Source organism: Neochlamydia sp. AcF65 (assembly GCF_018342435.1).
GTDB lineage: Bacteria > Chlamydiota > Chlamydiia > Chlamydiales > Parachlamydiaceae > Neochlamydia.
Window position 1 is genome coordinate 1 of the sequence record NZ_JAEMUE010000010.1, and the last position, 15656, is coordinate 15656.

13 protein-coding genes and 1 pseudogene are annotated in these 15656 nt (G+C 39.2%); 4 read left to right on the forward strand and 10 right to left on the reverse strand.

Annotated features, from left to right (window positions below; all coding sequences use genetic code 11):
• Positions 1 to 333: 333 nt before the first annotated feature.
• The 4 genes and pseudogenes from NEOC65_RS00555 to NEOC65_RS09510 form a co-directional block, all read right to left on the reverse strand.
• Positions 334 to 2418: an F-box/WD repeat-containing protein gene (locus NEOC65_RS00555; RefSeq protein ID WP_166156485.1), complete on the reverse strand. Its 2085-nt coding sequence runs from the start codon at positions 2416 to 2418 to the stop codon at positions 334 to 336.
• 886 nt (positions 2419 to 3304) lie between these two features.
• The gene (locus NEOC65_RS09675; RefSeq protein WP_283248262.1) at positions 3305 to 3439 is read right to left on the reverse strand and encodes a hypothetical protein; all 135 of its coding nucleotides are present in this window, start codon (positions 3437 to 3439) and stop codon (positions 3305 to 3307) included.
• Positions 3382 to 3585: pseudogene (locus NEOC65_RS00560) on the reverse strand (helix-turn-helix domain-containing transcriptional regulator); the annotation flags it as partial. The gene NEOC65_RS09675 and the pseudogene NEOC65_RS00560, both read right to left, overlap by 58 nt.
• An 85-nt stretch (positions 3586 to 3670) precedes the next feature.
• Complete coding sequence (locus NEOC65_RS09510) at positions 3671 to 3889, reverse strand: type II toxin-antitoxin system RelE/ParE family toxin (protein WP_249298937.1); 219 nt, start codon at positions 3887 to 3889, stop codon at positions 3671 to 3673.
• Between the two features lie 769 nt (positions 3890 to 4658).
• Here NEOC65_RS09510 and NEOC65_RS00570 point away from each other — a divergent pair.
• Positions 4659 to 5585 carry an ATP-grasp domain-containing protein gene (locus NEOC65_RS00570; protein ID WP_213155375.1) on the forward strand — a complete coding sequence of 309 codons (927 nt, stop codon included), beginning with the start codon at positions 4659 to 4661 and terminating at the stop codon, positions 5583 to 5585.
• Positions 5586 to 6334: 749 nt separating this feature from the next.
• Here NEOC65_RS00570 and NEOC65_RS00575 read toward each other — a convergent pair.
• From NEOC65_RS00575 to NEOC65_RS00600, 6 genes are all read right to left on the reverse strand, one after another.
• Entirely contained in the window at positions 6335 to 7618 is a 1284-nt protein-coding gene (locus NEOC65_RS00575; protein WP_502710340.1) for a dicarboxylate/amino acid:cation symporter, read from the reverse strand.
• 207 nt (positions 7619 to 7825) lie between these two features.
• Complete coding sequence (locus NEOC65_RS00580) at positions 7826 to 8503, reverse strand: YggS family pyridoxal phosphate-dependent enzyme (protein WP_213155376.1); 678 nt, start codon at positions 8501 to 8503, stop codon at positions 7826 to 7828.
• Positions 8504 to 8505: 2 nt separating this feature from the next.
• Positions 8506 to 9069, reverse strand: coding sequence for a hypothetical protein (locus NEOC65_RS00585; RefSeq protein WP_213155377.1), 564 nt, complete (start codon positions 9067 to 9069; stop codon positions 8506 to 8508).
• Positions 9070 to 9225: 156 nt separating this feature from the next.
• Positions 9226 to 10245 (reverse strand): flotillin-like protein FloA, encoded by a 1020-nt coding sequence (floA, locus tag NEOC65_RS00590; RefSeq protein ID WP_166156470.1) that lies wholly within the window; start codon positions 10243 to 10245, stop codon positions 9226 to 9228.
• 3 nt (positions 10246 to 10248) lie between these two features.
• Positions 10249 to 10710 (reverse strand): NfeD family protein, encoded by a 462-nt coding sequence (locus NEOC65_RS00595; RefSeq protein ID WP_213155378.1) that lies wholly within the window; start codon positions 10708 to 10710, stop codon positions 10249 to 10251.
• 165 nt (positions 10711 to 10875) lie between these two features.
• The gene (locus NEOC65_RS00600; protein WP_213155379.1) at positions 10876 to 11517 is read right to left on the reverse strand and encodes an inorganic pyrophosphatase; all 642 of its coding nucleotides are present in this window, start codon (positions 11515 to 11517) and stop codon (positions 10876 to 10878) included.
• A 260-nt stretch (positions 11518 to 11777) separates the two neighbouring features.
• Here NEOC65_RS00600 and NEOC65_RS00605 point away from each other — a divergent pair, with 260 nt between their 5' ends.
• Genes NEOC65_RS00605 through NEOC65_RS00615 form a run of 3 tightly spaced genes read left to right on the forward strand, consistent with a single transcriptional unit; the run spans position 11778 to position 15626 of the window.
• Entirely contained in the window at positions 11778 to 12998 is a 1221-nt protein-coding gene (locus NEOC65_RS00605; protein WP_213155380.1) for a purine-cytosine permease family protein, read from the forward strand.
• Positions 12967 to 14061, forward strand: coding sequence for an S-methyl thiohydantoin desulfurase domain-containing protein (locus NEOC65_RS00610; RefSeq protein ID WP_166156458.1), 1095 nt, complete (start codon positions 12967 to 12969; stop codon positions 14059 to 14061). The genes NEOC65_RS00605 and NEOC65_RS00610 overlap by 32 nt, the downstream gene beginning before the upstream one ends.
• Positions 14058 to 15626, forward strand: a complete 1569-nt coding sequence (locus NEOC65_RS00615; protein ID WP_213155381.1) for a hydantoinase/oxoprolinase family protein — start codon at positions 14058 to 14060, stop codon at positions 15624 to 15626. Before NEOC65_RS00610 ends, NEOC65_RS00615 begins: the two co-directional genes overlap by 4 nt.
• Positions 15627 to 15656 lie beyond the last annotated feature (30 nt).

Sequence of the window (15656 nt, forward strand, 5' to 3'; positions counted from 1 at the left end):
ACCTAACAACTACGAGTGAAAATTGGATTTATCTATCGATGATTAGACTGATGTTAAGGCGAATTGATAAGTTAAAAGAGGGGTTTTAAGATAACCTCTTATACGCTTTCAAGCTACTTCTTATGTAATCCCGTACTTTATACAATTCCTCTCATTAAGTAGAGAGACAAATTTCAGAGGGTTAGGTATGCGGTCTTAGTTTTTTTAAAGCGTATTAAACCTTTAAACACGTCACACACACCATGGAAGAGCCAAATTATTGTAGCACTAGATGGGAAATTAGCTTAAACATTACTCTTTAAAATAAATGCTTGAAAATCTAGAAACCTTAACCTACTCCTCTTTTTTCCTTTTTTTCTGAGGAGAAGGCCAAAGATGCTCCCCTGCCGCTGAAACGTGGCTCCTGTCTTCTTGGCTTTTAGCACTTCTGGCTTTTCTTTTTTTAGATTCTTCTGTTACCAATTCTTCAGTTAGATTACTTGCTCCCTCTTCATTGTCTAGATTTATTGGAGATTCGGTGGGTTGAAAACTATCGCTTTTAGCAGGGAAAAAATTGAAAACTTTCATTCCAATCAATAATAGTCCCCCATTAGGAGAAAAGGATGCTGGCTCATATCCTCCGTGTCCTAAGTGTTTTCCCAAAGTGCGCAAGTATTCGCCTGTTTGAGCATCCAACAGTTGAACATCACATGGGTCAGAAATAACCAACCATTGGCTGTTTGGAGAAAAAAATGCTTGTTTGAAATCTCCAGGCTCTTCCAAATTTTTTAGACATTTCCCTGTGTGTGCATCCCAAAGGTGGATGGAGTCGATGAGATAAATAACTACCTTTTCACTATTTGAAGAAAAAAATATTTCTGTATCCCAATCTTCTTTTTCCCGTTTATCTAAAGTTTGTAGACATTCTCCTGTATTGGCATCCCACAGGCGAATGAGATCTATGGTATCGGCAATGATCCGCTGGTTATCGGGAGAAAAGAGGATTATTTCTGCGCATGCCCCTAGCTGATCATCTAAAGTTTTTAGCTTTTTTCCAGCTTTAGCATCCCAAAGGCAAAGAGACTGGCCATTCTCAACAATTAGGCGCTGACTATCTGAAGAGAAAGATATGCTGGAGGCATCCTCGCATTCATCCAAAGTGCAGACCCATTCTCTAGTTTTAACATCCCAAAGGCGAATGAATTCATAGTCGTCGATAACTATTTGCTGGCTATCTGGTGAAAAAGTTACTGAGTTTACCCTCCTGATTTCATCCCAAATATGTAAGCATGCCCCAGTGTTAGCATTCCAAAGGCTAATAGATTCATTACTATCGATAACTAGCGACTCGCTATCCGGAGAAAAAGATATTGTGGTGGACAGATTTTCTTTACCCGGTTTTTCCAAAGTGTGTAGACATTTCCCAGTTTTAGCATCCCAAAGGCTAACGGACTTAGAGCTATCGATAGCCAGCCACTTGCCATCCGGAGAAAAAGGTGTTCGTGACCCCCAATTTTTTGTTTCCCCTCTTTCTAAAGCCTGCAGACATTCTCCCGTTTTAGCATCCCAAAGGCGAATAAAGCTACCCCTGGTAACTAGCCGTTCTTTATTTGGAGAAAAGAATACTTCTGTGCCCAAGGGGTCTTCTTCTAAGGCTTTTAGACATTCTCCTGTGTTGGCATCCCACAGACTAGTGGACTTAGATCTATTAATAATTAGCCAATGGCTACCTGAAGAAAGAAATAGATCTCTGCTCCAAGTAATTCCTTCCCAAACCTGTAGACATTTTCCTGTATTAGCATCCCAAAGGCTAACAATGTGACGAGCAATGTCCCCAGGAAAGGTAGGTAGGTCATTATTAAAAATAATTACATGCTTACCATTAGAAGAAAACATTGCTTGCGCGCCCTCTTTATGTCCTTTTTCCAATGCCATAGGGAGTAAATCGATAATTTGTGCACGATTAGCTTCTATATTGTATTGAGCCACAATTAGATCTTTGGGAGAGATTTTCATCTTGTCGGATATAGCAGATAAAGCAGGGTAAGTTTTTCCAAGTAAACATTTCCAAAGTGCAGTGTCTGCGCTTAATTCATACCAGCTCTTGCATACCTGCTGGCTAAAGCCAAGTTCTTTAACAGGCAAAAAGGAAAAAATTTTTAACAACATTTCGGAAGGGAGCGTATCTAGAGGGGATTCTTTTTCTGACGAGGAAACTTTGCTAGCTTTTTGGAAATAGAGCCTTTTCCATAAGTTACTTGCTTGAATCAGCTGCTTCCATTCTTGACAAACTCCCTCTGCTTGACATAGATCGGAAGCTCCCAAGTTTGAGAAAATCTTGATTGCAATCTCCGCATAGGTATTTGTTTCTTCTTTAAACCAAGAAAGAGTCTTAAATACAGGAAATAATACAGAGGGATTGGGAGGTAAAGGGTTCATTTGTTTAACCTCTCTTTATCTAAATTTTCATTTCGCTACCTTTTTATAAGCAAGGACTTGTAAATTTTTTCTCTATGTTCATTAACAATCATATTAAGGAAGGCTTAAAATAAATGCTATAAAAAATAATATCTCAACATTCAAGCATGATGAATGCTATGTGAAAAATAAAATGAATAAGCTTTAAATCGATCAAAGGCTATAGTCTTATTAGAGAATTTTATCTTATGTCTATCAGGAGGCTTTACCTCAAACTAAAAAAACAGCTATTGAGTATAAATGGATAAGCGTTAGCTCTCGTCATTTTTAATCCTACTTCCCAAGGAAAAAACAAAGCCTTTCATCAAAAGCTAGGTTTTCAAGTTACAATAGCTTAGCAGAACTTCCATTGCGCCACCGTGCCTCTCATTCCTCGAGCTAAATAAAAGGCAGCTGACCTCTACAGCGAGGCCGGCGTAGAAATAGCAGCCCACAACTCCCCACAAACCAATGGCTACACGCCGGTCAAAACGACCAAGACTCGGATAGGCATTACTCTTTTCTTGGCAGAGTGTGTAGGTCAAAGGATTATTAGAAAATAGATACTTCTTAAAGCGAATGGTGTGCATAAAAATAGAAATGGCAGCATCTAACGCAGGGGGAACTTCATACTCCATTCACGTTTTCTAGACGTATCTAGCAATGATGGCTGGTGGGTTCATATAATTCTTATTTTAGTTCCCCTCGACGATATCCTTTGCCATTAGCACCCAATGAGATTAGGCGGTTAGATTGATGGCTCTAGGCATTGATAATCTCATTAATGCGAGTTATCGGATAAGAAAACAACCTAAGGCTGCTTCAAATTATACCTTAAACTCTCTTCTTATCCGATAACTCGCGCTAATTATTCTCTTAAGGTATCCCCACAAGGAATTTTATTTTTAATGAAGCTTGAAAAACGTCGATGCCAAACTTCATAGTCTAACTTAATCTCAAGTTCAATCCCATGGCGACACATAATGAAACAAGCGTGTGCCATTTAGGATTACCGGCTCCTGAAAGGGTTTTGTAGAGGCTTTCACGACCTACATGAGCTTTTTTAGCCAATGCGCCAACGCCGCCTTGAGCTTCTGCGACGTTCCGTAAAGCCATTAAGAAAAGATGTTGGGATTCCTCATCACCTTTAAGACTTTCTTCTAGCGCAGCATTTAGGTATGCAACAGCTTCATCGTGATCTTTTAAGTGCTAGAGCAGAAATTCTTGATATTTTTTACTTCTTGCCATGATCTAACTCTCTTGATTGATAATCTTTCAAATACTCTTTTGCTTTAGCTATATCCCTTTCTTGGGAGTTTTTATCACCACCACAAAGAAGCAAAATGACTTTATTCCCAATCTTTCCGTAATAAATTCTAATCCCGGGTCCATAATGAATCTTAAAGCTCGCAAACCCCCTCTGGTAAGGTTTTGCAATCGCCGAAGTTCCCAAGCCTTAAGTGATCAAGCCGTGCCAGGATTTTGGCCCGGGTATGGATTTCTTTGATACCCTTGATCCAGATCTCAAAGGGTCGCTTACCATTTGCTGTTTCGCATAATTCGATTTCTATTCCTTCCATATATCTCTATCGTATCTTACGGGATACATTTTTCAAGAATTTTTTAAGCAACTAATGCAGATTAGGACCTTTTTATGCAAGTTTTTGATCAAATTGTTCTTACCTCACCTTGCCAATACTTTTTAGCGATCTGCCTGCATAAAATCCTTTTTTGCATAATATCTCTATCGTATCTTACGGGATACATTTTTCAAGAATTTTTTAAGCAACTAATGCGGATTAGTACCTTTTTACGCAAGTTTTTGATCAAATTCTTCTTACCTCACCTTTCTAGTACTTTTTGGCGATCTGCCTGCATAAAATCCATTTTTGCCTATCCTCACTCACTCTTTTCTATTGTCTCTTTAAAATAAAACGCAGAACAATCGATAAATGCATAAATAAAAATATTAAAGCAAAAACACTGTTTTGAAAAAGGCAGCTCTATACACTCGGTCATAAGATTTAGGATGGATAATTTAAGCTCTCTCCCAGCACCTTGGTTTGGACCTCAATGATTAATTGATTTTTCAAGGATAAAGGATAGCCAGCTTTAATTTAAAGCTCCCTCTACAAAAAAATTTTAAATGGAAAAACAAACTATTATTGCTTACAATCTTTTAGCTTCCTGCGTTAGATAAAAATTTATAAATTGAGGAATGTATGATTCTAACTACTCTCCTGGCTAGCCTTGCTTTGCTCACAAGTAGCAATTACAACGAACTTAAAGAAGATGATAATTTATTAATAAAGGCTTTGCAAAAACAACAGATAGATGCTCGCTCGGTGATTTGGGATGATCCTCAGACCAATTGGAAAGACTATCAAGCGGCGCTAGTTTTTTCTACTTGGGACTATCATACCGCTAAGTTTAATTTTTTCTTGCAAACCTTAAGTGATATTGAAAAACAAGGAATCCCTCTTTTTAACCCCCTTAACACTATTCGCTGGAATGCTTCAAAAGTTTATTTAAAAAAGCTAGCAGAGAAAGGAGTTAAGGTCATTGATAGTATTTACTTATCTTCTAAAGATCTAAAAAGCTTACCCGATCTTTTAAAAAAATATGGATGGGAAGAATGCGTGATAAAACCTAGTATTTCTGCTAGTGGAGATCACACTTTTAGATTTAATTCTTCTACTGTTCAAAAAATGCAAGATCACTTTAAAGATTATCCTTATGACTTAATTATCCAACCTTTCATGCAAGAGATCATGACAGAAGGTGAATGGTCTTTTATTTTCTTTGAAAAAGAATTTATTCATTGTGTGTTAAAAAAACCGGCAGATGGGCAATTTTTGGTGCAAAGTGCACATGGAGGCTCCGTTCAACCAGTTACCCCACCTACTTGGATGATCAACGAAGTCAAAAAGGTTCTCCTCGCTACTGAACAACCTTATTTACATGCTAGAGTAGACGTGATCAAGAAAGGTTCTGCGCTAGTCGTGGTGGAAGTAGAAATGATCGAGCCCTCACTTTTCCTTAGCTATTTTCCTGGCTCTGCCGATAAGTTGGCTCAAAAAATTAAAGAGAGGCTTTCAGCTAGCTTAACGCCCCTTGAACCTCGGGCCAAAGGGAAGGCTTCTTTGTAACCCTGCATTAAGAAACAAGCGGAGTGACTGGACTCAATCTAAAGGAGAGATGGCAGCTATCCGCTTGCTTGCAACTATTAATATTTGTAAGATAAATCCTCTTTTAAAAAAGTCCCCCACGCTATCGAGGCTTTAAGCAATCAATTTCCTAAGCCCAAGATCGAAATATGGTTTGAGGATAAAGCAAAGCTAGGGGCTCCCGCCCAACTGTCGTCAGGTAGCAGCGAAAAAAGAAAAGCGGCCAAAAGCACTTAAGCCAATAGTCTATCCTACCCTCTATTTAGCGACAGCTATTTACCCCGCTTTAGGAAAAGCAGAGGAACTCATTCTTCCCCTCTTAAATAGCAAAGTCAGTGATTATCTTCTCGAACAGATCAATCAATCGCTGCCAGCTTCTTCTTATGCCTTAGTGATTTTGGACCGAGCCCGCTATCACGTTTGTGAAAAGCTTAGAATTCCTCCTAAGATTCACCTTTTCTTCTTATCCCCCCCATCGCCCTAAAACTCTCTCCTCTTAATAAACCATGGCATCATAGGGATAGCCTTTTTTGGGCTAATCGCATCTATCAGGCTTACAAAAAACTAAAAAAAGATGACTGCTTCTTGGAAGAATGTCTGTCTAGTAAGGAGAAAAAATATATAAACTGATACGCCAATCCTTAGATCTAATTATCTAAGGATTGAGCTATGAGCGTTAAATAAAGCGCTAGAGACGGCCAGACCTTCTAGAGCTACTTGTATCTTTAATCTTAAGCGCTAAGAGGAGATTCATTAATGAGAGCAGAAGCAGCAGTATGGGGAGAAACTTCACTGTCAACGATGGTGGCCACACATGAGTCCGACCAAACATTCAGAGCTGTTTCCACCATATCAATGAGAGTGTAAAAAGGTAAAATCACTCCTAATACGTTAAGAGGAACATTTAAAGTAGCTAGAAAAGCGCTCGAAAGAAAATAGCAGCCCATGGGGACCCCTGCATTTCCTACAGCAGCGATAGTAGCCAGGAAAACCCATAGAATCATTTCTAAAGGTGTATAACTCATCCCATTGCTCATAGAGACAAAAAGAACGGTAGTAAGGATGAAAGCGGCACAACCGTTCATGTTGATAGTCGTACAAAGGGGAAAAGCAAAGCTAGCTACACGACGAGAAACTCCCACTCTTTCTTCGGCGCATTTCATAGCCATCGGTAAGGCGGCATTGGAAGATTTGGTGAAGAAGGCAATAGATAGAGCTGGCCACATGCCTTTCACAGTCCCTAAAGGAGAAATTTTTTTAAACTTTAAAAGGAGGGGCAATACAATGATCCCTTGTACCAGGTTAGCTAAAATGACTACGGCTAAATAGAGAGCCAAACTTTCGATTTCTAAGCCTTCATGTAAATCACGCATGAAAAGGGTAATGAAAGCCCAGATGGCCAAAGGCATGAGCTTGATGATCCAAGTGGTCATCTTCATCATTGCAGCATAGAGACTCGAGAAAAAAGCATGTAAAATATGGCGATTTTCCGCCGGCAGAGCAATGATGGAAAGGCTGAATAAAAGAGCAATAAATAGTACGCCTATAACATTGTTGTCATTAAAAGGCTTGATAACATTGGAGGGAATAATTTGTTGGAGGTAATGTACATAACTTCCCTGTTTTTCAATCGTGGCTACCGATTCAAGATTTATTTCCTGAAGATGAGGGCGCACAGGATCTATAGCTACAAATAAAATCAAAGCAATAGAAGCCGCAATAACCGTGGTTAATAATGTATATTTTAAGACTTTTTGACCCAAAATTTTTAGCTCACGCGCACTTTCCATTCCTGAAGAAGTGGAGACAATGGAAAGAAAAATGATAGGTAAACTGACCAATTTAAGGAGATTAATGAATACAGCTGAGAAGCTTTCGGCCACGCTATATATCCTCTCATTATGCAGGTACCCAGCTATTAGGCCACAGCAAACAGCTACCAAAAGTAAAAAAGTGTTATTCACACGCATAAATTTATTCAGCAGAGCATTCATAAAAACCCTATCTATAGGCATAAAAAAGTAGAGAGAAGAATAAATTATTAGGACATATATAGCACGACTATTTTTAAGCAAAAATGCTAGCTTTTCTTCCTATCTAATCAAGAGGGAGGATAGAATATCCGAGCTGGATAAATCTAGAAAAGTTGATGATCGAGGGCTGCTGCTCCAGCTCAAGTTTATCTAAAGCTGGCAAATAATTGAAAAAAAGAGGAAAAGAATTCAATGCCAAATCTTTGAGCCTATACGTAGTAGAGTGGCTCCCTCGCGAATGGCTAACTTAAAATCTTGAGACATTCCCATGGATAAATGGGGTAATTGATTAAAAGGTTTATAATCTTTTAACAAAGATTCTTTTAACCCACGCAGTCTTTCAAAACTTTTAGCTATAATTTTTTCATTATCGGTCAAAGGAGCCATCGTCATTAACCCTTGCACCTCCAGGTGGGGCAAAGAAAGAAAATCATTAAAATTTTGATAGCACTCCTCGTAACTCATCCCCTGCTTAGATTTTTCTTGAGAAGTGTTTACTTGAAGTAAAATAGCTGTAGTTAAATTTAATTGCTTGGATACCTCTGCTATTTTACTAGCTAATTCTAAAGAATCTACCGAATGAATTAAAACAAAAGGGCCCACCGCTTTGCGCACTTTATTTTTTTGCAAAGGTCCAATAAAGTGCCACTGGCACTCCTGAGGAGCTTGTTTAATCTTAGAGAGAGCTTCTTGGATTCTATTCTCTCCAAAATTTTGGCACCCTTCTTTATAAAGGGAAGAAATAGATTCCCAAGGTTGCTTTTTAGTGACAGCAATCAGTTTAATCTCTTCTATCTTTCTATTACAGGCGTGGGCTGTTTCCGCAATTTCTTGTTGTAAGGCTCGGTAATTATCGAGGATTGACATAGTTAAAATCTAAAACCCTTAGGAGGATTTAAAACCTCGTGAATGAGGATAAGATCTTTTTTAGTAGGAAGATGATGAATTAAACTTTTAACACGAGAAGAGCGCTTATAAATCAAAGGAGGAGCAGACTTATTTTCCCGGAAGCCTTGGCTTAAGAGATGGTCGCCATAATCCCCTTCATATTTATTTTTACTATTCATATTAAATTGGCGTTCTTCAATCTGATTGCGCACCTGAAAGCCATCTAAATTGGATTTAAATTTATTTTCCTCTCTAAAAGCTTTCTTTTTGTGAGCAGGTTGATGATAGATGGTTTTTTTCTTATACTCGGGGGGTAGGCTTACGGGCTTTAAGTTTTTGGGAGGGTGGTGAGTAAAATTTTTGCTTTTCTCCATATCAGCATTTAAGGAATGAAGAAAATCGTGCAATCTTTCAGCTTGTAAGGGGTCATCATCTTGGATGCTTGCAAGTTTTTTAGATCTTTTATTAGGCTGAACAAGCTTAATGAGCATATAAAGCATGGCTGCTACGCTTACTAAAAATCCTATCGTATCGATAATATGCATTTTAATTTTCCCTATACAAAGTTGTTAATAGGATGGCTGAGAGCAAAGCTTTCTTAAAATTTTTATTATTTCCTCTACAAGCTTACTTTTAAACCTGAAAGCAGCTTGAAGGCCTTATTTTTTATTAGCTTAGCTAAGGCCTATCAAGCTTCTGGCTTATTTTTTTCGATCGTCACTTTCTTCGGCGATAGATTTACGCATTTTGGTATCGGCAAGAATATTTTCATAACGGGTAAAATCCATAATGCCTATGTGCCCTGAGCGAAAAGATTCGGCAATTGCCATAGGAATAGAAGACTGAGCCTCAATTAACTTAGCCTCCATGTCTTTAACTTTAGCCATATTTTCCTGTTCCATCGCAGCGGCCATTGCTCGCCTTTTTTCTGCTTCAGCTTGGAAGATACGTTTATCGGATTCCGCTTTATCAGCACGCAGCTTGGCACCGATATTTTCGCCTAAGTTCATTTCCACAATATCAATAGAAAGAATAACAAAAGCAGTAGAAGAATCAAGCCCTTTTTCCAAAACAACCTGCGAAATTTTATGAGGAGATTCAAGCACATGTAAATGCGTTTCAGAACTACCAATAGCGGTCACAATCCCTTCACCCACGCGAGCGATAATCGTCTCTTCAGTAGCGCCGCCTACTAATTGCGCAATATTTGTTCTTACAGTTACACGAGCGCGGACATTGATTTGAATGCCATCTTTAGCTACTCCTGTGATGTAGCCACCATGGCTAGGGCAGTCAATTACTTTGGGATTTACCGAGGTCTGTACCGCATCACGAAGGTCTCTTCCTGCCAAATCAATCGCTGTAGCACGGCGCCAATCGAGCTGAATATTGGCTTTATCTGCAGCTATAAGAGCTGTAGCCACCTCAGAGACATGGCCGCCAGCTAGGTAGTGTGTTTCCAAGTCTGAGACAGTCACTTGCTTTAGCCCAGCTTTAAACAGATTAATGCGCGCGTTGACGATGACTCGTAGAGGAATTTTACGCAAACTCATACCGATTAAGTTAAATAAAGGGATCGGAGTACCCGACACAAAAGCTTGGAACCAAAAACTAAGAAACTTTCCTAGCATGCTTAAAATAATAAGGGAAGCCAATGCAAGAACAATCAGTAAAAAATATAATTCTGAGCTTAAATGCAAGGCCAATAGTTGATGAGTCATGTTTTATTCCTTTCTAACAATTAAATTAGATTCATTGCCGCTAATCACAAGAACTTTAGTCCCTTTAGCTAGATAACCTTCCTGAGAAATAGCTGGTTGCTGTTTTCCTTCTACGATAATAAATCCCCCAGGTTTTAAATCTGTCAACACTACTGCTGACTTGCCTATAGTGGAAGCATCATAATCGACAGCACGATAACCATCTTGGGTATCTGCAGAGTAAATGCTATGCTGAGGCTTTTCGGTACGAATGCGCCAGAGAGCAAATTTAATTAAAAAAGCAAGAGCCACGCCACTCCCCATCACATATAAGATAAACAAGAGGAAAGATTCTGTTTGCCTAGCAAACATGCTAAAGCTGGCTAATATGCAAATACCTCCGATAATTCCCATTAGGGCACCTGGCAGATAAAACTCTATAAATATTAATATAAAACCTAGCACTAAAAAAATTAAAGGACTCATTAAGTTAGTTCCTTATTTGAAGAGTTAACCGTAGGGTTCATACTAGGAGTGCTCTTCGCTTTTACAATAACCATTCTTGCCACCTTTTTCAATAAAATTGCTCTTGATTGCCCTCTCATAGGATTCATTCTCTATACATACTTTTGCATGGGTATGACAACTATTTTACCAAAAATTTTCTGACTTGGAAGCAGATCCATATTTATCTTCATAGTCTTGAAGAGCGAGTTTAATCACATGATGGGCTTCTTTAACATCATAGATATGAGTAATTTGGACAGTGCTATACGTCCTTTCGGGTGAATCTTTATAGGTTAGAAAATAATGACGTAGCCTTTCAATTAAGCTTGGCGAACATTCATGAATATTTTGCAGGCTGCCATAAACCAAATCGTCTGCCATCACAGCAATAATTTTATCATCTGCCTCATTTCCATCTATCAATCGAAATCCACCAATAGGAATGGCTTTTAAAATAATGTCTCCTCTAGGAATGACTTTTTCGGTGAACACGCAGATATCCAAAGGATCTCCATCGCCTTCAATATTTTTAAGACCAGTCTTTTGCATACAATAACTAGCTAAATGATGGCCGCAATAGGTCTTAGGTAGCAATCCATATAAGCTGGGACACACACTTGAATACTTTTGAGGCCTATCGACTTTTAGGATCCCGGTTTCTTTATCAAGTTCGTATTTTATCGTATCCGTAGGCACGATTTCAATATAACAATTAACAATTTGAGGCATCAGAGGCCCTAAAGAAAGGCCATGCCAGGGATGAGAACGATAGATCATGTTTGCCATGCCAACTCCACACTTTTATACTTGATTTTACTCTATACCATGATAGATATTTAACCTGCTCCTTAAAAATTGCTAGAGCAAAGCCTAAGGAGATTTCTGTGTAGCTGCTTTATAGTTTTAGAGCCGATTACTCATACATTTAGCTAAATCAAAGCCCCTCATGATTTGCTTCTTCAAAAAAACAAAAATTTCTTTTATATTGTTTGGAAACTAGTCTTTGCACTATAAGACTTCTTTTAAATTATTTGAGGGATAAACATATGGATAATCAACGTAATTGGTGGCAATTATCAAGTATTCAAATTGGTGGCGTTATCTGCTTGCCTGTCATCGTTATTGGGCAAACACTCTACCAAACTTACGGTTTTGCCTCTTCTGTTGCCGCTATCATCTTGGGAAATGCCATTTTACTTCTTTTAGGTCTAGCTACGACGAAGATGAGCTGCGAGAAAAGAAAAACTACACCTTTAAATGCTACCGAATATTTTGGGGAAACAGGAGTAACTTTTTTTGCCTTAACGATGTGTGTATCGTTAGTCGGATGGTTCGCTATCCAGCTCAATATGATGAGCTTAAGTGTATTTGACTTATTAGCACTTGATAAAAACCAGGCTTTGCCCGGCGTGCTATCCAATCTTATGCTCGGCAGTTTAATTACCATGGCTGCCCTTTATGGGATCAAGTCCATTAATTTTCTATCCAATCTTAGCCTGCCTCTTTTAATCCTTACCTTAGGCTATGCTTTCTTCACTGTTGATGATGCCCCCCCATCGGTTTCTTCTGTACCTTTCTCCTTCGCCGGCATTTCAATGGTTATCGCTTTAGCTATTGCCTTTGTGATCGATTTACCTACCTATTATCGCCATGCTAAAACAAGTAAAGACGGGTTTATCAGCATTTCCATCATTTTCGTGCTAGCCCTCCCTATTCTAGAAATTGTAGGCGTCTACTTAGCTGCCGGAAGCTCGGGAGGAACAATCTTAGATGTTTTAAAACGATCCAATGGAAATTTTTGGAATTTATGGGTAGCTTTATTTCTTATCCTGGCCGGATGGACCACAAATAACATTAATCTATACTCAGGTGCCGTCTGTTTAGAGCCGCTTTTAAAGATCAAATCAGAAAAACTAAGGACTCTACTTTTTGGAAGCGTAGGCACTTTCTTGTCTTGTTTCAATTTTCTCAATCATCTTATCATCGTTTTGGATGTGATGGGAATTTTTGTCGCCAGCATGGGCAGTGTGATTATTACCCGTTATCTTATTGAGCAAGTGAAAAAGCTTACCGTGACCTCTAACGATTATCTTTGCCACTTTCTTGCTTGGATGTTGGGATTAGCCATGGGCTTTTCTAGTCTAAATGGGGTTTCTTTAACCTCTATTCCCGTTTTAGATGCCACGATTGGCTCATCCTTAGGTACATTTTTTGTTTTAATTCAAAGGAAATATAGTGAAAAAGCTAACATTGCAAAACTTAGATGACTTAGCCATTGGAAGCGCGATTTTAGGATCAGGAGGAGGAGGTGATTCTACTTATGCTTACATGATGGCCCGCTATGAGATGGAAAAAAAAGCTTCCCTTTCAATTCTTAACTACTCCGATTTAAAGCCTGAGGCTCTTGTTATTCCCATAGGTTTTATGGGAGCCCCCACTGTTGAAATGGAAAAAATTGTTACTGGACGTGATTATGTTGAGCTATTTAAGATTGTAGAAAAAAACTTAAATAAAAAGATTACCGCTATCATGCCTTTTGAGATTGGGGGCCACAACGCGTTTACCCCTATTATCACGGGTCTTCAGATGGGATTACCGGTACTGGATGCGGATATGATGGGACGTGCCTTCCCGGAAGCTCAGATGAGTTCCGGTCACCTTTATGGGGTTTCTCCTAACCCTGGCTTTATTAGTGATAGCTTAGACAACGCTGTAGTTATCCATGCTAAAAACACCTTTGCTTTAGAAAAAATTGGACGTAGCGCTACCATTGCGATGGGATCAATAGCCGCGTTTGCGTTTTATCCTATTACCGGTGCTAGGGCCCGTGAATGCACGGTACCTAATAGCATCTCGCGCGCTATTAACTTAGGAAAAGCTCACCGCTCGGCAAAAGAAAAAGGAGAAGATCCCTTAGAAGCTATTTTAAACCATTGCAAAGGTATTTTCATTGGCTCGGGAAAAATTACGGATATAGATCGCGAAATCTCCAAAGGTTTTCTTCAAGGCTCCATTACCATTCAGAATGCCAAAGATAAAATAGAGCTTATTTTTCAAAATGAATATCTATTAGCAAAAATTAATAGTAAAATCATTGCTACCACTCCTGATATCTTAATGCTGCTAGAGCAAGAAACAGGAGCTCCTATTACCAGTGAATTACTCCAATATGGCCTACGAGTTAATTTGATAGCCCTTCCAGCTCCAGATATTTGGACCACCCCTCAAGGGCTTGCCTTGGTAGGTCCTAGAAAATTTGGCTATGAGACCGATTATAAACCCATTCATAAAGCACGCCCAAAAAGCAGCGTGTTAAGTATTACTACATGAAAATAAATCAAAAATATAAAATCGGCATCGACATTGGTGGAACTAACACAGATGTGGTGCTTGTAGACTCTGATAACGAGGTGATTGCCTGTGCAAAAACTGCTACCACTCCCGACTTAAATACAGGCATCAAAACAGCTTTAAAGCAAATCCTGGATGAAGCCTCTATTATTCGTGAAGATATTACAGGGATATTTTTAGGAACTACTCAGGTAGCCAATGCCATTCATCAACAGGATAATCTTTACCGCGTAGGAGTGATTCGCATTGCTGGGCATCACCCTCAATCTCTACCTAGTTGTTTACTATGGCCTCCTGCTCTTAAAAAAAGCATGTATGTGGATACCATTACTATCAATGGAGGCTTTGAATGCCATGGCGATCCTATCACACCCATTAATCCTGCGGAGATTAGAGCGGCTTTAAAAGAATTGTTGAAAAAAAACATTGAAAGCTTAGCGGTTATTGGCGTCTATGCCTCATTAAATTCTCATCACGAGCTATTGGTAAAAGAAATTGCGCAAGAGATGACGCAGGGCGAGTTGCCTATCTCTCTTTCCCATCAAATTGGTGGAGCAGGCTTTATTGAACGCGAAAACTCCACCATTTTAAATGCTGCTTTAAAGCAGGTCATGCCTACCGCGTTTAAAAATTTAGTGGCTATTTGTGGGGATCTTGGCATAGCTTGTCCTCTTTGGATTACGCAAAACGATGGAAGTGTAGCGGATTTGGCAAACGCTAATGAATATCCTATCTTTACCATCTCAGCCGGCCCTACCAATTCATTTATTGGAGGATCACGGCTAGCCCAAAAAGAAGATGCTATTGTTATTGATATCGGTGGCACCTCCACGGATATTGGAATCGTTCGTAAAGGCATTCCGCGACGCTGCTTTAATAATTCATGCATAGGAGGAGTTACTTTAAATTTTCCTATGCCTGATGTATATTCTATAGCTTTAGGAGGAGGCAGCCAGATCGAAATTACCCAAGAGAAAATTCATATTGGCCCTAAAAGCTGCGGTAATAAAACTTTCTTGCAATCGCTCAGCTTTGGAGGAAAGCAATTGACTCTGACAGATATCGCCCTAGCTTTAGGCTATGTAGATATTGCGGGTGCCCGCCCCCAAAACGTAACATTACCTAGGAAAGGTTGTAAAGCAGTTATCGATGAAGTGGTCAAACAGATTTATGAGCTTATCTCAAAAATTGGGCCTGAAGAACGTTCCCTACCTGTGATTATGATTGGAGGGGGCTCTGCTTTATTGCCGCAACATCTTTTTGACGGGCGCTTTATTATTCCTCCCTATGCTCATTATGCCAATGCCTTTGGTGCTGCCCTTGCTACCATTTCGGCTACTATTGATACCGTCGTTTCTTTAGAACATCGCCAGGAGACCTTAGAAGAGTTACAGCAACAAGCTATTCAAGCTGCTATTCAAAAAGGTGCTGATTTCAAGACGGTTAGCATTGTAGATATAGAGATTTTACCCTATCACTATATACCTAATCGAATGGCTAGAGTCATTGTAAAGGCCTCAGGCAATCAACCTCGGACCATTTAGAGTAAAAAAGCAGAAAATTTCCTTGCTTCT